The organism is Pseudomonas sp. 43(2021) (assembly GCF_017490805.1).
Classification (GTDB): Bacteria; Pseudomonadota; Gammaproteobacteria; order Pseudomonadales; family Pseudomonadaceae; genus Aquipseudomonas.
On record NZ_JAFGYJ010000014.1, the window covers coordinates 98,672 to 119,617 of the forward strand.

15 protein-coding genes are annotated in these 20,946 nt (G+C 62.6%); 10 read left to right on the forward strand and 5 right to left on the reverse strand.

Going from position 1 to position 20,946, the window contains the following annotated elements; genetic code table 11:
- Positions 1–70: 70 nt before the first annotated feature.
- On the reverse strand, positions 71–1,489 hold the full coding sequence (locus tag J5M71_RS14230; protein ID WP_207832959.1) for an amino acid permease: 1,419 nt from the start codon (positions 1,487–1,489) through the stop codon (positions 71–73).
- Between the two features lie 420 nt (positions 1,490–1,909).
- Between J5M71_RS14230 and J5M71_RS14235 the strand changes: the two genes are divergently transcribed.
- From J5M71_RS14235 to J5M71_RS14245, 3 genes are all read left to right on the forward strand, one after another.
- Positions 1,910–5,059, forward strand: coding sequence for a transglycosylase domain-containing protein (locus tag J5M71_RS14235; protein ID WP_207832962.1), 3,150 nt, complete (start codon positions 1,910–1,912; stop codon positions 5,057–5,059).
- Between the two features lie 89 nt (positions 5,060–5,148).
- On the forward strand, positions 5,149–5,694 hold the full coding sequence (locus tag J5M71_RS14240; protein WP_207832965.1) for a PadR family transcriptional regulator: 546 nt from the start codon (positions 5,149–5,151) through the stop codon (positions 5,692–5,694).
- Positions 5,687–6,448, forward strand: coding sequence for a siderophore-interacting protein (locus J5M71_RS14245; RefSeq protein WP_207832967.1), 762 nt, complete (start codon positions 5,687–5,689; stop codon positions 6,446–6,448). The genes J5M71_RS14240 and J5M71_RS14245 overlap by 8 nt, the downstream gene beginning before the upstream one ends.
- A 46-nt stretch (positions 6,449–6,494) precedes the next feature.
- Here J5M71_RS14245 and J5M71_RS14250 read toward each other — a convergent pair whose 3' ends face one another.
- Together J5M71_RS14250 and J5M71_RS14255 are read right to left on the reverse strand one after the other, a co-directional pair.
- Positions 6,495–7,130, reverse strand: a complete 636-nt coding sequence (locus J5M71_RS14250) for a Pr6Pr family membrane protein (RefSeq protein ID WP_063913158.1) — start codon at positions 7,128–7,130, stop codon at positions 6,495–6,497.
- A 1-nt stretch (position 7,131) separates the two neighbouring features.
- Positions 7,132–7,353, reverse strand: a complete 222-nt coding sequence (locus tag J5M71_RS14255) for a VF530 family protein (protein ID WP_003252112.1) — start codon at positions 7,351–7,353, stop codon at positions 7,132–7,134.
- A gap of 165 nt (positions 7,354–7,518) precedes the next feature.
- Here J5M71_RS14255 and J5M71_RS14260 point away from each other — a divergent pair, with 165 nt between their 5' ends.
- From J5M71_RS14260 to J5M71_RS14280, 5 genes are all read left to right on the forward strand, one after another.
- Positions 7,519–9,564: a TonB-dependent receptor gene (locus J5M71_RS14260; protein WP_207832970.1), complete on the forward strand. Its 2,046-nt coding sequence runs from the start codon at positions 7,519–7,521 to the stop codon at positions 9,562–9,564.
- 302 nt (positions 9,565–9,866) lie between these two features.
- Positions 9,867–11,201, forward strand: coding sequence for a carbohydrate porin (locus J5M71_RS14265; RefSeq protein WP_207832973.1), 1,335 nt, complete (start codon positions 9,867–9,869; stop codon positions 11,199–11,201).
- A 32-nt stretch (positions 11,202–11,233) separates the two neighbouring features.
- Positions 11,234–13,645 carry a glucose/quinate/shikimate family membrane-bound PQQ-dependent dehydrogenase gene (locus J5M71_RS14270; RefSeq protein WP_063913161.1) on the forward strand — a complete coding sequence of 804 codons (2,412 nt, stop codon included), beginning with the start codon at positions 11,234–11,236 and terminating at the stop codon, positions 13,643–13,645.
- Between the two features lie 217 nt (positions 13,646–13,862).
- Positions 13,863–16,283, forward strand: a complete 2,421-nt coding sequence (gene lon, locus J5M71_RS14275) for an endopeptidase La (RefSeq protein WP_207832975.1) — start codon at positions 13,863–13,865, stop codon at positions 16,281–16,283.
- A gap of 170 nt (positions 16,284–16,453) precedes the next feature.
- The gene (locus J5M71_RS14280; protein WP_207832976.1) at positions 16,454–16,846 is read left to right on the forward strand and encodes a protease inhibitor I42 family protein; all 393 of its coding nucleotides are present in this window, start codon (positions 16,454–16,456) and stop codon (positions 16,844–16,846) included.
- A gap of 6 nt (positions 16,847–16,852) precedes the next feature.
- On the opposite strand, the gene J5M71_RS14285 is transcribed toward J5M71_RS14280, so the two are convergent.
- Complete coding sequence (locus tag J5M71_RS14285) at positions 16,853–17,788, reverse strand: alpha-xenorhabdolysin family binary toxin subunit B (RefSeq protein ID WP_207832979.1); 936 nt, start codon at positions 17,786–17,788, stop codon at positions 16,853–16,855.
- Position 17,789: 1 nt separating this feature from the next.
- Positions 17,790–18,980, reverse strand: a complete 1,191-nt coding sequence (locus J5M71_RS14290) for an alpha-xenorhabdolysin family binary toxin subunit A (RefSeq protein ID WP_207832981.1) — start codon at positions 18,978–18,980, stop codon at positions 17,790–17,792.
- Between the two features lie 214 nt (positions 18,981–19,194).
- On the opposite strand from J5M71_RS14290, the gene cmoA reads away from it, so the two are divergent.
- Together cmoA and cmoB are read left to right on the forward strand one after the other, a co-directional pair.
- The gene (cmoA, locus tag J5M71_RS14295; RefSeq protein WP_207832984.1) at positions 19,195–19,938 is read left to right on the forward strand and encodes a carboxy-S-adenosyl-L-methionine synthase CmoA; all 744 of its coding nucleotides are present in this window, start codon (positions 19,195–19,197) and stop codon (positions 19,936–19,938) included.
- The gene (gene cmoB / locus J5M71_RS14300; protein WP_207832986.1) at positions 19,935–20,891 is read left to right on the forward strand and encodes a tRNA 5-methoxyuridine(34)/uridine 5-oxyacetic acid(34) synthase CmoB; all 957 of its coding nucleotides are present in this window, start codon (positions 19,935–19,937) and stop codon (positions 20,889–20,891) included. The genes cmoA and cmoB overlap by 4 nt, the downstream gene beginning before the upstream one ends.
- The last annotated feature ends 55 nt before the right edge of the window (positions 20,892–20,946 follow it).

The following is a 20,946-nucleotide window of genomic DNA, read 5'->3' on the forward strand; positions in this document are numbered from 1 at the left end:
AGTACGCGATCTCCTGTGGGAGCGGCCTTGTGTCGCGAAAGGGCCGCAAAGCGGCCCCAGCCATTTCAGATCAGGAAGCAGTACTGGCCACACCCTGCGCGTCTTTCGGCGCCAGGCGCAAGGCGTAGTACAGCACCGTCAGCAGCACCAGGAACGCCGGGCCGATGTACAGGGCCACGCGGGTATCCTCGAAGTAAGCCATCAGGCCGACCACCAGCACCAGGAAGGCCAGCGCCAGGTACGAGCTCAGCGGCCACAGCCACATGCGGTACTTCAGTGCCTTGCGCTCGGCAGTGGTGAGGCCGGCGCGGAACTTCAGCTGCGCCAGCAGGATCATCACCCAGGTCCAGATCGCGCCGAAGGTGGCGATGGAAGTAACCCAGACGAAGACCTTCTCCGGCACCAGGTAGTTGGCCAGCACGCCCAGCAGCAGCGCACCGATCGACAGCAGCAGCGCATTGCGCGGTACGCCGTTCTTCGAGGTGCGAGCGAAGGTCGCCGGGGCCTGGCCGTTCTGCGCCAGGCTGTAGAGCATGCGCCCGGTGCTGAAGATGCCGCCGTTGCACGACGACAGCGCTGCAGTGATGACCACGAAGTTGATGATGCCGGCGGCGGTCTTGATGCCGAGGCGCTCGAAGGTCATGACGAACGGGCTACCCTGGCTGCCGATCTCGTTCCACGGGTAGATCGACAGGATCACGAACAGCGCACCGACATAGAACAGCAGGATGCGCCAGAACACCGAGCCGATGGCCTGCGGAATGGTCTTTTGCGGGTTGCGTGCTTCACCGGCGGTCAGGCCGATCATTTCCACGCCCAGGTAGGCGAACATCACCATCTGCAGCGACATCAGCACGCCGGTCACGCCGTTGGGCATGAAGCCGCCATTGCTCCACAGGTTGGAGATACCCATTGCCACGCCGTCATTGCCGAAGCCAAAGGCAATGATGCCGATGCCGCCAAGGACCATGGCGATGATGGTGACAATCTTGATCAGGGCGAACCAGAACTCGAATTCACCAAAGGCCTTCACTGCCACCAGGTTGACCGCACCCATGCTGCCCAGCGCCGCCAGGGCCCAGATCCAGCGCGGTACGTCGGGGAACCAGATGCCCATGTAGATGGCCACCGCGGTGATTTCGGCAACGCAGGTCACCAGCCACAGGAACCAGTAGTTCCAACCGGTAAGGAAGCCCGCCAGCGGGCCAAGGTAGTCCTGGGCATAGCGGCTGAACGAACCGGCGACAGGGTTGTGCACGGCCATTTCGCCAAGGGCGCGCATGATCACCAGAATGGCCAGGCCGCCGATGATGTAGGACAGCATGATGGCGGGGCCGGCCATTTCGATGGCCTTGGCCGAACCGAGGAAGAGACCGACACCGATACAGGCGCCCAGCGCCATCAGGCGGATGTGCCGTTCGCCCAGTTCACGTTTGAGCGGGCCGCCTTCAGTGGCCTGGCCGTGGGCAGGGTGGTTGCCGACTGGCATAGCAATACAACCTCATTTTGTTATTGGATTTGACCTTCGTGCAGCACCGGCCAGGCCGATAGGCGTGGCGTTGGCTTGCCGGGCTGGCCTCGTGGGCCGGCCCGTGTACCGGAATAGAGCGGCCGGCAGGGCGAAGGGGGCAAGCAGTATAGGAAGACCGTTGTAGGAGTTTTCACTATAAATATGCAGAAATTTGGCAAGAAGTCGGGCTCTGTGGGAGCTGGCTTGCCTGCGATCAGGCGCAAAGCGCCCGCAAAATTTCCTGCGGCACCATAGCAACATCGCCGTATGAAGAAACCCACACCAAAGCCGCATAGCCCTACACCACTTTTCTCCACCTCTTACAAAATTTTCACCTCACCCGCTCAACGTCTAAGCTTCAGACAAGCAAGACGAAAATACCTGGCCGGATAGAAGACTATGGGCGCACTGTGGCAATCGGAACCAAGCAGAACGGAAGCACCCGAGATACCTCCGGCCGAGACGCCACAACCCGAATCCCCCCGTCAGCGTCGGCTATGGTGGCGGCTGATCATCCTCATCCTGCTGGTGGCGCTGGTGGCCATCGGCTTCGCTGCGTATGACGAATTCCGCACCTCCAACCTGCAGTCGCGGGAATTCAGCAAACTGGCCAGCACCCTCACCTATTCGCTGCAGCCAGGCCCCAGCGATGCCATCGTCTACCCCGGTGAGGGGCCGTTCGACAAACGCCTTGGCTACAGCGCCCTGGGCGAGTTCCTGCCGCGCCTGCTCAAGCGCGACTACCTGATCAGCGAGCAGGTGAGGTTCTCGCCGGCGTTGATGAACTACGTCGATCATGGGCTGTTCGCCCCCTATATCGAGAAAATCCAGGCGGGCCTGTCGATCACCGACTGCCGCGGCGACATGCTGTACCAGTACAACTACCCGCAACACCTGTACCCGGACTTTGCGGCGATCCCGCCGGTGATCGTCAACAGCCTGCTGTTCATCGAGAACCGCGACCTGCTCGACACCAAGGACCCGCGTAACAACCCGGCCGTGGACTGGCCGCGCTTCGCCAAGGCCGCCTACAGCCAGGTGGCCAAGTACCTGGCCTTGCCCGGCCAGTCCGCTGGCGGCAGTACCTTGGCCACGCAGCTGGAAAAGTACCGCCATTCACCGGACGGCCTGACCGTGTCCGGCGCCGAGAAGATCCGCCAGATGATTTCCGCCAGCGTGCGCGCCTACCAGGGCGGCCCGGACACTACCGAGGCGCGCCAGCGCATCGTGCGTGACTACCTCAACAGCGTGCCGCTGTCGGCAGTGCCTGGGCATGGCGAAGTGCATGGCATGGCCGAAGGCCTGCGGGTGTGGTATGGCGCCGACTTCGACCAGGTCAACCAGGCCCTGAGTTCCACCGCCAGCGACCCCGAGAGCATGGCCGCGCGCGGCCTGGCCCTGCGCCAGGTGCTGTCACTGATGATTGCCCAGCGTCGGCCCTCGCACTACCTGTCCAAGGGCCGGGTCGAGCTGGCCGAACTGACCGACGCGCACATCCGCGTACTGGCCGCCAACAAGGTCATCGAGCAGCCACTGGCCGACGCAGCACTGGCCAGCAAGGCGGTATACCGCGACTGGGTGGCGCAACCGACCATCGTGCCGATCGTCACCAACAAGGGCATCAGCCTGGCACGCAATCGCCTGGCGGCCATGCTCAACCGCCCGCTGTACGACCTCGACCGGCTCGACGTGTCGGCCACCAGTACCCTGCAGTCCGACCTGCAGTTGCAGGTCAGTCAGTACCTTAAAAACCTTGCCGACCCCGAATTCGCGGCGCAGATCGGCCTGATCGGCGAACGCCTGCTCACTGCCAAGACCACCGACCAGGTGAGCTACAGCTTCACCTTGTTCGAGCGCACCGCCGACGGCTCGCGGGTGCGGGTGCAGACCGACAGCACCGACCAGCCCTTCGACATCAACGAAGGCAGCAAGCTGGAGCTGGGCTCCACCGCCAAGTTGCGGGTGCTCACCACCTACCTGGAGATCATCGCCGAGCTGCACGACAAGTACGCCGGCAAGCCTGCCGCGGAGTTGAAGAAAGTCGAAGTCGCCGAACTCGACCGCATCAGCCAGTGGTCGCTGGAATGGCTGGCGCAGAACAGCAAGAACCAGAGCCTGGACGCCATGCTCGATGCCGCTCTGGAACGCAAGTATTCGGCCAACACCGGCGAAGCCTTCTTCACCGGCGGCGGCATGCATGTGTTCAACAACTTCCGCAAGGAAGACAACAGCCGCAACCCGACCCTCAAGGATGCGTTGCGCGAATCGATCAACCTGCCGTTCATCCGCCTGATGCGCGACCTGGTGCGCTACGTGACCTACCAGCAGCCGTATAACCGTGTGCCGCTGCTCAAGGACGACTCCGACCCGCGCCGACAGGAATACCTGGCCCGTTTCGCCGACAAGGAAGGCACCAACTACCTGATGCGCTTCTGGAAGAAATACCAGCGCAAGACCTCGCAGCAGCGCCTGGACACCTTCCTCGACAGCATGCGCGTGACCCCGCAACGGTTGGCGGCCGTGCACCGCTACCTGTTCCCCGAGGCTGGCCAGGAAACCTTCAACGCCTTCGTCCGCGCCCACCTCAAGGGCGACAAGATCGTCCTGGGCAAACTGACCGATGGCCGTCTGTCGGAGATGTACGACGCCTATGGCCCGGGCAAGTACGACCTGCCCGACCAGGGCTATATCGCCAAGGTCCACCCGCTGGACTTGTGGCTGCTCGGTTACCTGCTGAAGAACCCCGGCTCGACCTTGACCGAAATGGTCAATGCCAGCCGCTTCGAGCGCCAGGAGGTCTACGGCTGGCTGTTCAAGAGCCGCCATCAGGGCGCCCGTGACAGCCGTATTCGCACCATGGTCGAGATCGAAGCGTTCCTCGACATTCACCAGCGCTGGAAGCGCGTGGGCTATCCGTTTGACCACCTGGTGCCTTCGCTGGCCACCGCCATCGGCAGCTCGGGCGACCGCCCTGCCGCCCTCTCCGAACTGGTTGGCATCATCCAGAACGACGGCGTGCGCCTGCCGACCTTGCGTATCGACACCCTGCACTTTGCGGCCAACACGCCTTACGAGACCAAGCTGGTCACCGACCCGGACCGGGGCGTACGGATTCTGCCGGTCGAAGTGGCGCGCGCCCTCAAAGGCGCCATGTCGCAGGTGGTGGATGCGGGCACCGCGCGGCGTATTTCCGGCAGCTTCAAGCTGCAGGACGGCACGCCATTGGTAATGGGCGGCAAGACCGGTACCGGTGACAACCGCATCGAAAGCTTTGGTGCTGGCGGCCGGCTGATCGGCTCGCGCTCGCTGAACCGTACCGCCACCTTCGTGTTCTTCCTGGGTGACAACCACTTCGGCACCTTGACCGCATTCGTGCCGGGGCGCTCGGCAGAGGCCTTCAAGTTCACCTCGGCGCTGCCGGTGCAGGTACTCAAGGGCATGGCGCCGATTCTCATGCCATACCTGCAACCGGGCAATCCGAATGAGTGCAAACCGCCGCAGGTGGCCACGCACACAGCCACGCCACAAGGGGATGCATCGAACAACTAGATGATAATCATCTGCAATTAAGGGCTTGTCTTTAGATATATCTTGAGTAATATCTTACGATATATCGCAAACGACGGAGCCCTTTCCCCATGCGCGAACCTACCCCCCATGACCCCTTCGAGCGGCGCCCCGGCCGTGGCGAACGCGGCCCTCGCGTCTTCGCCCCCGGCGACCTCAAGCTGCTGATGCTGGCCCTGCTCGCCGAGCAGCCAGGCCACGGCTACGACCTGATCCGCCAGATCGAGAACCTGTTCGACGGCAGCTACAGCCCAAGTCCCGGGGTGATCTACCCCACCCTCAACTTCCTTGAGGAGGCCGAGCTGATCAGCGGCCAGGTGCAGGGCAGCAAACGCCTCTATGCCATCACTGAAGCCGGCCGCACCGCCCTGGCCGAACAGGCCGTTGCCCTGGACGGCGTGCGCATGCGCATCGAAGTCAGCAAACGCGCCCTGCGCGGCCACGACCGCCCGCCAGAGATTCATGAAGCGGTCGGCAACCTGCGCCACGCACTGCACATGCACAGCGGCCGCTGGACACCGGAAGAAATCGAGCGGGTCCGCGACCTGCTCAACCACACCGCCAAGGCCATCGCCTCCGGGCCGGCCGAACCTGTCAGGGAGACACCCCATGAGTGACACCATTCACCGCGTCAACCACGAGATCCGCCAACGCCGCCTGCAGGTGCTGCGGGTCACCGAACTGACCCCGCGCATGCGCCGCATCACCCTCGGTGGTGCCGAGCTGCAAGGCTTCACCAGCGTGGGCAGCGACGACCATATCAAGCTGCTGTTCGCCGAAACGCCGGAGCAACAGCAAGCCATCGAGGCCCGTAATCTGGGCCGAGAAGGTGGCGCACGGCCCACCATGCGCGAATACACGCCGCGGCGCATCGACCTGGTGGCCAATGAGCTGGATATCGACTTCGTGCTGCACGGCGATGGCCCTGCCTCCACCTGGGCCGCCCAGGCCGCACCCGGGCAAACCCTGGACATCGCCGGGCCGCGGGCTTCGATGGTGGTGCCGGACATCTTCGACAGCTATCTGCTGATCGGCGACGAAACCGCCATTCCGGCCATTGGCCGCCGGTTGGAGGAATTGCCGGCAGGCCGCCAGGTGCTGGCGGTTATCCAGATCGAAGACGAGCAGGAACGCCAGCCACTGCCGAGCAAGGCACAGGTGGAGGTGATCTGGGTACGTCGCCAACAGGAAGACTTGCTGGCACTGGTGAAGAACCTGACCTTGCCAAAAGGCCGGTTGTACGGCTGGGTGGCGCTGGAAAAAGCCCTGACCCGCCAGGCCAAGGCGCTGTTGCTGGAGAAAGGCCTGCCTGAGGATGCGCTGAAGGCTGTGGCCTACTGGCGTGCCGACGGGACTGCGGACGACGAATGATTGTTTATTGCCTGCACTGGCTTGCCGGCGAGAGGGCCAGTGCAGCTCAAGCCAATCTGTGCAGCCCCCGCCACCGATCCAGCCCCAGCAACACCAGCCCAATCCCCCAGAACCCCGCCAGCACTCCCAGGGCATTGAGCATCACCTGCCCATACCCCAGGCTCGCCACATCGATGAACGGGTAGGCATATACGCCAATCTCGCTCCCTCGCCACAGCGCGTAGGCAAAATACACCGCCGGGTACACCGCCCAGACCAGCAAGTGCCATAGCCGCAACCTGCCCTTGGGCACTTCGCACCACCAGTACAAGGCATAGAGCACGGGCATCACATCGTGCAGCAACTCGTCCGCCAGCCATTGCCAGCCCTGCGGTTGCCACAAGTGACGCAACAGCACGCTGTAGGCCAATGCCACCAGCACGATGCTGGCGGCCACCGCGGAACCCACCGAAGGCGACAGGAAAAAACGCTTGGCACGGCCTTCCCGGCCGAACGCCGCATAACTGAGCACCGTTGCCACCAGGGTATTGGTCAATACGGTGAAATACCCGAACACATTGATCAGGCCGCCAACCAGGCTGGCCTGTTCCTGCCAACGCGCCAGCAGCACCAGGTACACCTGCACGGTCAAACCGAACCAGCCCAGCACGGCCATGCCGGTCAGCCAGGTACGACGCGGCATGTCAGGCCTGGCGCTGCAGTTTCACGTACAACTGCTCGACCTTTTCCCGTGCCCACGGTGTCTTGCGCAGGAAGGTCAGGCTCGACTTGATGGTCGGGTTGCTCTTGAAGCAGCGTACATCGATGCGCTCGGCCAGGCCCTGCCATTGGTAGTGCGCCACCAGCTCGGTGAGGATCTGTTCGAGGGTCTTGCCGTGCAGCGCGTTGTGTTGGGCCGTGCTCATGCCAGTGCTCCATAGGAAAGATGCGCACCTTACACGAGTGTAGTGGTGGGTGGGATCAGGCGAGTCGACAGAAAAACCGCTGGCCAGGCGCAAAACCTCTGTGCTGAAATAGAGATGTTATATTGTAACAATACAAAAGCATCTGCCAAGGAACGCCCCATCCCCATGCTGTACACACCGCTTCGCCTCTCTCCCCTCGCCGTCGCGCTGTGGCTGGCCGCAGCACCCGGCCACGCAGTGGAACTCGAACCCCAGGTCATCACCGCCAACCCTTTGGGCAACCGCCAGCTGGCCGCCCCCAGCAGCGTGCTCGAAGGCGACAACCTGCTGCAACAGCAGCACGGCAGCCTCGGTGAAACCCTGAACAAGCAGCCCGGGGTCGCCTCCACCTGGTTCGGCCCTGGCGCCAGTCGCCCGGTAATTCGTGGCCTGGATGGCGACCGCATTCGCATCCTGCGCAATGGCGTCGGCGCCCTGGATGCTTCGTCGCTGTCCTACGACCACGCCGTGCCGCTGGACCCGGTCACCGTCGACCGCGTCGAGATCGTCCGTGGCCCGGCTGCCCTGCTCTACGGCGGCAACGCCATTGGTGGTGTGGTCAACACCTTCGACAACCGCATCCCGGACACCCCCATCGAGGGCATCCACGGTGCCGGTGAACTGCGCTACGGCGGCGCCGACACCACCCGCAGCAGCGCTGGCAAGCTGGAGGCCGGCAACGGTGCCTTCGCCCTGCACCTGGATGCCAACAGCCGCCAGTTCAACGACCTGCGCATCCCCGGTTACGCGCGCAGTTCCAAGGTGCGTGATGCCGACGAGCCCGGTAGCAAACACCGCCTGGAAAACAGCGACGGCCGCCAGGACGGTGGCGCCGTGGGCGGCGCCTACCATTGGGACCAAGGTTACGCCGGCCTGTCGTACAGCCACTACGACAGCAACTATGGCTCGGTGGCCGAACCAGGTGTGCGCCTGGACATGAAGCAGGACCACTACGCCTTCGCCTCCGAGCTGCGTGACCTGGACGGCCCGTTCACTTCGCTCAAGGTCGATGCCGGCTATACCGACTACGAGCACCGTGAAATCGAAGAAGGCGAAGTCCACACCACCTTCAGGAACAAGGGCTATGAAACACGCATCGAAGCCCGCCACCAACCGTTCGGGCCGGTGGAAGGCGTGATCGGCGCCCAGGTCAGCCGCAATGAATTCTCCGCCCTGGGCGAGGAAGCCTTCGTGCCGCACACCGACACCGACAGCCTGGCGCTGTTCATGCTGGAACAGTGGCAAGCCACCGAGCGCCTGAACCTGAGCCTGGGCGCTCGCATGGAGCACACACGGGTCGACCCGGATGCCAAAGGCAACGAGAACTTCGTCGATGCCGACAGCGCCAGCAGCTTCAACGCCTTCAGCCTGTCTTCCGGGGCGGTGTACCAGCTCGACCCGATCTGGTCGCTGGCCGCCAACCTCGGCTACACCGAGCGCGCCCCGACCTTCTACGAGTTGTATGCCAATGGTGCCCACGTGGCCACCGGGGCCTTTGAAGTCGGCGATGCCAGCCTGAACAAGGAAAAAGCCATTTCCGCCGACCTGGCGCTGCGGTTCGACAACGGCACCCACAAGGGCAGTGTCGGGGTGTTCTACAGCCACTTCCGCAACTACATCGGCCTGATCGGCACCGGCAACATCCGCGAGGGGCATGACCACGACCATGATGAGGATGACCACGATCACGATCACGACCATGATGGCTTCCCGGAATACCAGTATCAGGGCGTGCGGGCGCGCTTCTATGGCATCGAGGCCCAGGACCGCTGGCAACTGGTCGAGAACCGTTATGGCAGCTTCGCGCTGGAGCTCTCCGGTGACTACACCCGAGCGAAGAACCTCGACAGTGGCGAGCCACTGCCCCGCATCGCCCCGCTGCGTCTGAACAGCGGCCTGGTCTGGGAGCTGGAGCGCTGGCAGGCGCGGGTCGATGTGCAGCATGCTGCGTCGCAGCACCGCAAGCCGGCCAACGAAACCAGCACCGATGGCTACACCACGCTGGGGGCCAGCGTTGGTTACCGCTTTGACGTTGGCCAGAGCCAGTGGCTGGCGTTTGTACGCGGCGAGAACCTGACCGACCAGACCGTACGCTATGCCAGCTCGATCCTGCGCGATATCGCCCCGGCGCCGGGGCGTAGTGTGGAAGTGGGCCTGCGTACCACCTTCTGATTGCAAATGAGTATCTGTGGGAGCGGGCATGCCCGCGAAGAATCCAACGCGGTGGATGGCACCGGCTTCGCCGGTGTTCGCGGGCACGCCCGCTCCCACAAGATCTCGCAAGCTTTGGACTGTTGCCAGATCGGCAACAATCCACTGCGACAATTTGTCTTTTTTTCTTACAACTTCCCCTATATCCTCCCCGCCGCAAGCTGAATCGCTTCATCGAAACCATCTTGTCGCCATATCCATTGGAGGGCCCGCCCTTCGATGCGCTTGCCGTTTGTTCAACAATCAAAAGATAGCGCTATCTCATGCTCCAACTGCCCAAAACCTGTTACATCGGCCTTGCCTTCAGTGCCCTGGCGACCTCCACCAGTGCCAGCGAGATGTTCGCCAGCGACTCCCCATGGATGCTCGGCGACTGGGGCGGCACCCGCAGCGAACTGCTGGAAAAAGGCTACGACTTCACCCTCGGCTACACCGGCGAGATGGGCAGCAACCTGCACGGTGGCTACGACCACGACCGCACCGCGCGCTACAGCGACCAGTTCACCTTCGGCAGCCACCTGGACCTGGAGAAGATCCTTGGCTGGCACGACACCGAATTCCAGCTGACCATCACCGAGCGCCACGGCGACAACATCAGCAACGACCGCATCAACGACCCGCGAGTCGGCGGCTTCACCTCGGCCCAGGAAGTGTGGGGCCGTGGCGAAACCTGGCGGCTGACGCAAATGTGGATCAAGCATAAGTACTTCGATGGCGCACTGGACGTGAAATTCGGCCGTTTCGGCGAAGGCGAGGACTTCAACAGCTTCCCCTGCGATTTCCAGAACCTGGCCTTCTGCGGCTCGCAGGTAGGCAACTGGGTGGGCGGCATCTGGTACAACTGGCCGGTCAGCCAGTGGGCCCTGCGCGTGCGCTACAACCTCAGCGACGCGCTTTACGCCCAGGTCGGCGTGTTCGAGCAGAACCCCTCCAACCTGGAGTCGGGCAACGGCTTCAAGCTCAGCGGCAGCGGCACCCAAGGCGCGGTAATGCCGATAGAACTGGTATGGAGCCCACAGGTCAATGGTCTGAAAGGGGAATATCGCGCCGGCTACTACTACAGTAATGCCAAGGCACAGGATGTTCTCAAGGACAGCAACGGCCAGCCGGCAGCCCTCAGCGGCGCCGCCTACCGCAGCAGTTCGAGCAAGCACGGCTTGTGGCTCGGCGCCCAGCAGCAGGTGACTTCGCTGGCGTCCGACCAGTCGCGTGGTCTGAGCCTGTTCGCCAATGCCACGGTACACGACAAGAAAACCAATGCCATCGACAACTATGTGCAGGCAGGACTGGTGTACAAAGGGCCCTTCGACGCCCGCGCCAAGGACGACATCGGTTTCGCCCTGGCCCGCGTGCACGTCAACCCTGCCTATCGCAAGAACGCGCGCCTGGCCAACCAGGCCGCCGGCCTCGACGACTACGACAACCCCGGTTACCTGCCAGTGCAGGACACCGAGTACAGCGCCGAGCTGTACTACGGCATCCACCTGGCCGACTGGCTCACGGTCCGCCCCAACCTGCAGTACATCCGCCACCCGGGTGGGGTGTCGCAGGTCGATGGCGCCCTGATCGGCGGCCTGAAGATCCAGAGCAGTTTCTAACCCCCCCTTTTTGACCTGACGGAGAACCTACGATGAGCACTGAAGGTGCCAACAATGGAAGCCGCTGGCTACCGCGCCTGATCGGCGCGCTGCTGTTGCTGATGGGCCTGGCTCTGCTGGCCGGCGGCATCAAGCTGAGCCAGCTGGGCGGATCGCTGTACTACCTGATCGCCGGTATCGGCTTTGCCCTGTCGGGCATCCTGCTGCTGGCCCAGCGCCGCATCGCCCTGGGCCTGTACGGTCTGGTACTGTTGGGCAGTACCGTGTGGGCCCTGCTCGAAGTGGGCCTGGACTGGTGGCAACTGGTACCGCGCCTGGCCATCTGGTTCGCCATCGGCGTGGTCCTGCTGCTGCCCTGGGCGCGTCGCCCGCTGAGCGGCCCGGCCAGCAAGGCCAACACTGCGCTGCTCAGCGTTGCAGTGATCGCTTCGGGCGCTTGCGCCGTGGGCAGCCAGTTCACCCACCCCGGTGAAGTGTTCGGCGAACTGGGCCGCGACAGCAGCGAAATGGCCAGCGCCGCCCCGGCCATGCCCGACGGTGAATGGCAGGCCTACGGTCGCACCGAACACGGCGACCGCTATTCGCCGCTGCGCCAGATCACCCCGCAGAACGCCTACCGCCTGGAAGAGGCCTGGCGCATCCGCACCGGTGACCTGCCGACCGAAAACGACCCGGTGGAGCTGACCAACCAGAACACCCCGCTGAAGGTCAACGGCATGCTCTATGCCTGCACCGCGCACAGCCGCTTGCTGGCCCTGGACCCGGACACCGGCGCGGAAATCTGGCGCTATGACCCACAGGTCAAGAGCCCGGTCGGTACCTTCAAAGGCTTTGCCCACATGACCTGCCGTGGCGTTTCGTACTATGACGAAAACCGCTATGTCAGCCGCGACGGCAGCCCGGCACCGAAAATTACCGACGCAGGCCAGGCCGTGGCCCAGGCTTGCCCGCGCCGCCTCTACCTGCCGACTGCGGACGCCCGCCTGATTGCCATCAACGCCGACAACGGCAAGGTCTGCGAAGGCTTCGCCAACCAGGGCGTGATCGACCTTACCACCGGCATCGGCCCGTTCACCGCTGGTGGCTACTACTCCACCTCGCCTGCTGCGGTCACCCGTGACCTGGTAATCATCGGTGGCCACGTCACCGACAACGAGTCGACCAACGAGCCGTCCGGCGTGATCCGCGCGTATGACGTGCACGATGGCCACCTGGTGTGGAACTGGGACAGCAACAACCCGGACGACACCCAGCCACTGGCTCCCGGCAAGATGTACAGCCGCAACTCGGCCAACATGTGGTCGATCGCCAGCGTCGACGAAGACCTCGGCATGATCTACCTGCCGCTGGGCAACCAGACGCCCGACCAGTGGGGCGCCGACCGTACCCCGGGCGCCGAGAAGTACAGCGCCGGCGTGGTCGCCCTGGACCTTGCCACCGGCAAGGCCCGCTGGAACTACCAGTTCACCCACCACGACCTGTGGGACATGGATGTGGGTAGCCAGCCGACTCTGGTCCACCTGAAGACCGACGACGGCGTGAAGCCGGCAATCATCGTGCCGACCAAGCAAGGCAGCCTGTATGTGCTCGACCGCCGCGACGGTACGCCGATCGTGCCGATCCGCGAAATCCCCACCCCGCAAGGTGCGGTGAAGGGCGATCACACCTCGCCGACCCAGGCCCGCTCCGACCTCAACCTGCTCGGCCCCGAGCTGACCGAACAGGCCATGTGGGGCGCCACGCCGTTCGACCAGATGCTGTGCCGCATCCAGTTCCGCGAGCTGCGTTACGAAGGCCAGTACACCCCGCCGTCCGAGCAAGGCTCGCTGGTGTACCCGGGTAACGTCGGTGTGTTCAACTGGGGTAGCGTGTCGGTCGACCCGGTGCGCCAACTGCTGTTCACCTCGCCCAACTACATGGCCTTCGTGTCGAAGATGATCCCGCGTGAGCAGGTGGCCGAAGGCAGCAAGCGCGAAAGCGAAACCAGCGGCGTGCAGCCGAACACCGGCGCGCCGTACGCCGTGACCATGCACCCGTTCATGTCGCCACTGGGCGTACCGTGCCAGGCCCCGGCCTGGGGCTATGTCGCCGCCATCGACCTGTTCACCAACAAAGTGGTGTGGAAGCACAAGAACGGCACTACCCGCGACAGCACCCCGGTGCCGATCGGCTTGCCGGTTGGCGTGCCGAGCATGGGCGGCTCGATCGTCACCGCCGGTGGCGTCGGCTTCCTCAGCGGCACCCTGGACCAGTACCTGCGCGCCTATGACGTGAACAACGGCAAGGAACTGTGGAAAGCCCGCCTGCCAGCGGGTGGCCAGGCCACGCCGATGAGCTACAGCGGCAAGGATGGCAAGCAGTACGTGCTGGTGACTGCCGGCGGGCATGGCTCGCTGGGCACCAGGATGGGCGACTACATCATCGCCTACAAGCTGGCTGAGTAATCCAGAGATGCGGCAGTGAACCTGCTGCCGCATTTGCGGGTAAACCCGCTCCCACAGGTACGGCGCTGTTCCCAAGCTCGGCGCCATACCTGTGGGAGCGGGTTTACCCGCGAAGAGGCCGGTCCAGGCATCACTCCTCTCTACACCCATCATCTACCATTGAAACCCATCCCCCCGCGCCCCATCTAAGCACCATAGTCATTCACGCAGGTGCCCCATGAGCGACCAGCAGGATTTCCCGGAACATCCCGACGAACACAGCGAAGTCGAGCACACTCCCCACCAGGCCGAAGCCGGCCACGCCCTCGCCCTGCCCGGCCAGCAGCTGCCGGACAAGGTCTACGTGATCCCCATCCACAACCGTCCGTTCTTCCCGGCCCAGGTGCTGCCGGTCATCGTCAATGAAGAGCCTTGGGCAGAAACCCTCGACCTGGTCGCCAAGTCACCAGACCACTGCCTGGCCCTGTTCTTCATGGACACCCCGCCAGAAGACCACCGTCACTTCGACACCTCGGCGCTGCCGGAGTACGGCACGCTGGTGAAGGTGCACCACGCCAGCCGCGAAAACGGCAAGCTGCAGTTCGTTGCCCAGGGCCTGACCCGGGTACGCATCCGCACCTGGCTCAAGCACCACCGCCCGCCGTACCTGGTCGAGGTCGAATACCCGCGTCAGCCCGCCGAGCCGACTGACGAGGTCAAGGCCTATGGCATGGCGCTGATCAACGCAATCAAGGAGCTGCTGCCGCTCAACCCGCTTTACAGCGAGGAGCTGAAGAACTACCTCAACCGCTTCAGCCCCAACGACCCGTCGCCGCTCACCGACTTCGCCGCCGCCCTCACCTCGGCCACCGGCAGCCAGTTGCAGGAAGTGCTCGACTGCGTGCCCATGCTCAAGCGCATGGAAAAGGTCCTGCCGATGCTGCGCAAAGAGGTGGAAGTCGCGCGCCTGCAGAACGAGATCTCGGCCGAGGTCAACCGGCAGATCGGTGAGCACCAGCGCGAGTTCTTCCTCAAGGAACAGCTCAAGGTCATCCAGCAGGAGCTGGGCCTGACCAAGGACGACCGCAGCGCCGACCTCGAACAGTTCGAGCAGCGCCTCGAAGGCAAAACCCTGCCGGAGCAGGCGCGCAAGCGTATCGATGAAGAGATGGGCAAGCTGGCCATCCTCGAAACCGGCTCGCCCGAATACGCCGTCACCCGCAACTACCTGGACTGGGCCACCGCCCTGCCCTGGGGCGTGTACGGCAAGGACAAGCTCGACCTCAAGCACGCGCGCAAAGTCCTCGACCAGCACCACGCCGGTCTCGACGACATCAAGGAGCGCATTCTCGAATTCCTCGCCGTAGGCGCCTGGAAAGGCGAGATCAGCGGCTCGATCGTGCTGCTGGTGGGCCCGCCCGGGGTGGGCAAGACCAGCATCGGCAAGTCCATCGCCGAATCGCTCGGCCGGCCGTTCTACCGCTTCAGCGTCGGCGGCATGCGTGACGAAGCCGAGATCAAGGGCCATCGCCGCACCTACATCGGCGCCCAGCCCGGCAAGCTGGTGCAGGCCCTGAAGGACGTCGAAGTGATGAACCCGGTGATCATGCTCGACGAGATCGACAAGATGGGCCAGAGCTACCAGGGCGACCCGGCTTCAGCGCTGCTGGAAACCCTCGACCCGGAGCAGAACGTCGACTTCCTCGACCACTACCTGGACCTGCGCCTGGACCTGTCCAAGGTGCTGTTCGTGTGCACCGCCAACACCCTGGACTCGATCCCCGGGCCATTGCTCGACCGCATGGAAGTGATTCGCCTGTCCGGCTATATCACCGAAGAAAAACTGGCCATCGCCAAGCGCCACCTGTGGCCCAAACAGCTGGAAAAGGCCGGCGTGGCCAAGACCAGCCTCGGCATCAGCGACAGCGCCCTGCGCACGGTGATCGAAGGCTATGCCCGCGAAGCCGGGGTACGCCAGCTGGAGAAGCAACTGGGCAAGCTGGTGCGCAAGGCCGTGGTCAAGCTGCTGGAAAACCCCGATGCCAAGCTCAAGATCGGCACCAGGGACCTGGAAGCCGCGCTCGGCATGCCAGTGTTCCGCAGCGAGCAGGTGCTGGCCGGCAAAGGCGTGATCACCGGCCTGGCCTGGACCAGCATGGGCGGCGCCACGCTGCCGATCGAAGCTACCCGCATCCACACCCTCAACCGCGGCTTCAAGCTGACTGGCAAGCTGGGCGAGGTGATGAAAGAGTCGGCCGAAATTGCCTACAGCTACGTCAGCTCCAACCTCAAGCAGTTTGGTGGCGACCCTGGTTTCTTCAACGAAGCGTTCATTCATCTGCACGTGCCCGAAGGCGCCACGCCCAAGGACGGCCCGAGTGCCGGCATCACCATGGCCAGCGCCCTGCTGTCGCTGGCCCGTGACCAGGTACCGAAGAAGGGCGTGGCCATGACCGGCGAGCTGACCCTGACCGGGCAAGTACTGCCGATTGGTGGTGTGCGCGAGAAGGTGATTGCGGCGCGGCGGCAGAAGATCTTCGAGCTGATCTTGCCGGAGCCTAACCGTGGCGATTACGAAGAACTGCCGGACTACCTGCGCGAAGGCCTGACCGTGCATTTCGCCAAGCGCTTTGCCGACGTGGCCAAAGTTCTGTTCTAGCCAGCACCGGCCTCTTCGCGGGTAAACCCGCTCCCACAGGGATAGCGCAGGGCTTGAGCCCAGTGAGCCCCCTGTGGGAGCGGGTTTACCCGTGAAAGGGCAAGTACTGGCAACACAAAAGCCCACCAGCATCGGTTATCCTCAGGCCATCGCCAGCCTACGGAGCCAACATGACCGCCCTTCGTCTGCTCGTTCCCCTGAGCTTCGCCCTGCTTTCTGCCTGCGCCCAACAGCCCACGCAACCTGTCGCACTGGACGCCGAAAGCGAATGCCCGACGCGCCTGCAAGTTGGCCAGACACTGACCCTGACCTTGCCCAGCAACCCCTCCACCGGCTATCGCTGGCGCGTTGAAGACCCCGCCGCGAACGTGCTGCAAAGCCTGGGCCCAGAGGTGTACAACGCCCCCGAAGAAGAAGACGTGGTCGGCAGCGCCGGTGTATCCACCTGGCGCTACCAGGCCAACAGCGTCGGCACCTCCCAGTTGGTGCTGGTTTACCAACAACCCTGGGCTACAGATGTCGCCCCGGTGCAGATCTTCGAATGCAAAGTCATCGTCCGTTGAGGGCAATCAGCTGCGGTCATACGCCATCTGAACCACCATCAGATATTCGCAGAACTCTTGCAAAGCGGCCGTGCCATCCGGCAACGCCATCGTCGGGTCGAGCTTTGCAGCTTGAGCCTGCCACTGCAGTTCCAACTTGCGAAGCTCTTGCAGCCACTCATTCTTGAGTGGCTCGACCCGGACCAACGCCTTGACGGCATCGCGCTCATCCAAGGTGCTTTCCAAGGTTTGCTGAACATGCCGCCGGTCACTCAGCGCCCCCTCGATTCTTGCATCAAGCCTGCTGCAGGCGTCACTCAAGTCACTGAATGTCTTGACCCCCTCCAGCACATCGGCATGCTCGCGCAGCTTTTGTGTTGCTGCCTTGATCACACTCAAATCGATTTTCGGATCCGTGATCAAGCCTGCTATCTGGTCAATGTCGTCATCTTTCGGTATCAGCCCCTTCAAGGCACTGGCAACAGAAGGCTTTTCCAATACCTCGATAGCCGCGACAATATCTGACTGTTTTTGCCGCAGTTCAGCCAAACGCTCATCGAATGCCACGACTTGTTGCCTATGCAGGTCGACGCGGCTTTCGAGTTCCGGCAGTAACTCAATCAAGGTGGCTAACGAGAAGAGCTCCAAGCGCTGATTTTGCCTGGCCAATACCGAGTGAAGCTGACTCAGACGATTCAGAACAGTTGCAAGTCTGTGGTGGGGATCAGCGCCTGGTTGGCTCGAAACAAACTGCCGATCCTCCAGCAACACGATAGCGCCTATCAGGCTTTCCTTGAAAGAACGCTCGACCGCAAGCAACAGTGTTCGCAAATCACCAAGTTGCTCACGCGCCCGCGGGAGCACTTTCATGCCCCATGCGTCTACAAGGCTGAATATCTGATCTTGCACTTGCTGCATGCGTACAAAATCGGGTACAGCGGCTTTAATATCTATTACGTCCATGTCAGGCATCCTCATACTCTTCAACGAGTTCATCAAACAGTTCAGACAGCGTGTGGCAGATGCTTCCTATCTTTGTCCAGGGCTTGATAACTTCCGAAAAATCATGAACGAACGCCTCCAACTGGTTCATATCCTTCAACTCGTTTGCTTCGTTTACCGAATTGTTGGCATACGAGGCCAGGAACAACCAGACATCCGCCAGACGCCGGGTTGCCGATGACAGGTCCTTGCACCTGAATTGCAAATCCCTGACCAATGTCGAGATACGCTCGAAGTCTTGGAGGGCTGGCAAGAGCTTTGCCATTTCTTGCGTCAGCTCATCACGCTTTTCGATCAGTGCATTCTTTTCTGCACGAATGCTTTCGGCTTTCGAGCCGAAGACGCCGCCGGTCACGGCGACCCCAATCGGTCCGAACCAAAGACCAGTGAATGCATAGCCCACGTTGGTAGAATAATCAGACGCCAGCTGATCGATCTTTTCATCCCATTCATCGAGTTGCTGCCGTTTTTGCATGATGACTTCACTGGAAGCCTTTTCGTCGAAATGCGCGATCAAGCGCCCCAGGCGCGGCTTGATCTCGCGCTTGATTTCACTATTGAACCAATTGGCGCGGGCGTCCACTTCATCGATGCGGCGCCGAGTGCCTTCGATTTCCCTTACCAATTCGGTAATGCCGGGTGCCAGCACACTCTTTAGCTGCGCCTGCTCCTCTTCACTCAACGCCGTGATATACACGTCGTCACCTTGTTCAGCCCTGGCTCTCTTGATCGTCAGAAATACATCGCTGCTTTCCAGGTTGTTCAACAAGGTGCCACCACGCTGTACCAGGCTCTCAGCGAACAGCTCGATTTCCGGGCCCAGTTGCTTGACGCTACGCTCGAGTTTGTCCCATTCATCGATATGCCTGTGTAGCGCACGATAAAGCTCATACACAAGCGCAGCGTCCAGCCCCAAGGCTGCGTAATCAACTTCCTTCTCGACCTGACCCAAGGTACGCGGCAACTGACTCACCACATTGGCGTACCTCTTTATTGCTTTCAGGTTCTCCGCAGTCAACAAGCCCCCTGCTTGCTGACCACTGCTCAGCCGGCTTTCAAGAAACTCAAAATAGCGCTCCGGTAGCATTTTAACTTTGCTAAGCGGATCCATTTCATCTACGGTACATTTTTCCAAGTCAGTTGCGACAGCCATTACTCACCTCAAGCTATTGACTACAGCATGCACAGTCATGCGCTTGAATTTTGTTTCTTCGTCGGCCTCGATACTGTCGCTTTGATAACGTATCGATGTGGGAAACTTCGATTTATGCTGGGCTAACTGTCCAGCCCTCTCGTAGCATTGCCATGGCAAGACGCGTGGCCTTTGGCTAAAATGCGCCTCCGTTTCACCCTGTATCGAGCCTGCCGTGAGCAAACAACCCGACCGCCTTTTCGCCCAGCCCCTGGAGCAGGTGCCCGACTTCGTCTTCAACGAGGATGTGGTGCGCGTGTTCCCGGACATGATCAAGCGCTCGGTGCCGGGCTATCCGACCATCGTCGAGAACCTCGGCGTGCTGGCTGCACGTTTTGCCCAGCCGCATACCGCGCTGTACGACCTGGGTGCTTCGCTGGGGGCCGTTACCCAGTCGCTGCGTCGCCATGTGCGCAGTGACGGCTGCCGGGTGATTGCCGTGGACAACTCCGCAGCCATGGTCGAGCGTTGCCGTCAGTACCTCACCGCCCAGGACTCGATGTTCCAGGAACTGCTGCCGGTGCAGGTGCTGGAAGCCGACATCCTGGCCCTGCCCTTCGAGCCCGCCTCGGTGGTGGCGATGAACTTCACCCTGCAATTCATCGCCCCCGACCAGCGCCTGGCGCTGCTCGGCCGCATCCGCCAGGCGCTGTTGCCCGGTGGCGCGCTGATCCTCTCGGAAAAACTGTGCTTCGCCGATGCTGAACAGCAGGACCTGCTCAATGAACTGCACCTGGACTTCAAACGTGCCAATGGTTACAGCGAACTGGAAATTGCCCAGAAGCGCAGCGCCATCGAGAACGTGATGAGGCCCGACACCCTCGAAGCCCACCAGGCGCGCCTGCGCGCAGCCGGCTTCTCGAAGGTGGTGCCTTGGTTCCAATGCCTTAACTTCGCCTCTTTGATAGCCCTGCCATGATCGATCTGTCCCCCCTCGTCCGCCGCCTGGCGGGTACGCCCCTGGCTTCCTGGTCGCAAGGCCTGCAAGCGCAACTGGAAGCCAAGCTGGAGAAGGGCCACGGTGACCTCGACCGCTGGCGCGGTGCGCTGGAGGCCCTGCCCGCCCTGCAGCCAAGCGAAATCGACCTGGTCAACGGGCTGCGCCTGGACTGCGATTGCGACGACGCGACCCGCACACAGATGCGCCAGGCACTGATGGGCCTGTCGCCCTGGCGCAAAGGGCCGTTCGACCTGTTCGGCGTGCATGTGGACACCGAATGGCGTTCGGACTGGAAATGGTCCCGGGTTGGCCCGCACCTGGACCTCAAGGGCAAGCGCGTGCTCGACGTGGGCTGCGGCAACGGCTACTACCAGTGGCGCATGCTCGGTGCCGGCGCCGACATGGTGATTGGCGTCGACCCCAACTGGCTGTTCTTCTGCCAGTTCCAGGCCGTACAGCAGTACCTGCCCGAGCTGCCCGCCTGGCACCTGCCGTTCGCCCTGGAAGACCTGCCGGCCAACCTCGAAGGTTTCGACACGGTGTTTTCCATGGGTGTGTTCTACCACCGCCGCTCACCCATCGAGCACCTGCTGGCGCTCAAGGACTGCCTGGTCAAAGGTGGTGAACTGGTGCTGGAAACCCTGGTGATCGAGGGTGACGAAAACCAGGTGCTGGTACCTGAGGACCGCTACGCGCAGATGCGCAACGTCTGGTACCTGCCGTCGGTGCCGGCCCTGGCGCGCTGGTTGCGCCGTGCCGGTTTCAGCGATGTGCGTTGCGTCGATGTCAGCGTGACCAGCGTAGAGGAACAGCGCAGCACCGAGTGGATGCGCTACCAGTCACTGGGCGACTTCCTTGACCCGAACGACCACAGCAAGACCATCGAAGGCCTGCCGGCCCCACGCCGAGCCACCCTGCTGGCGCGCAAATAAAAAAAGCGCCCGGATGGGCGCCTGAATACACCTGCGCCGAGGAGCTGTCACGGCG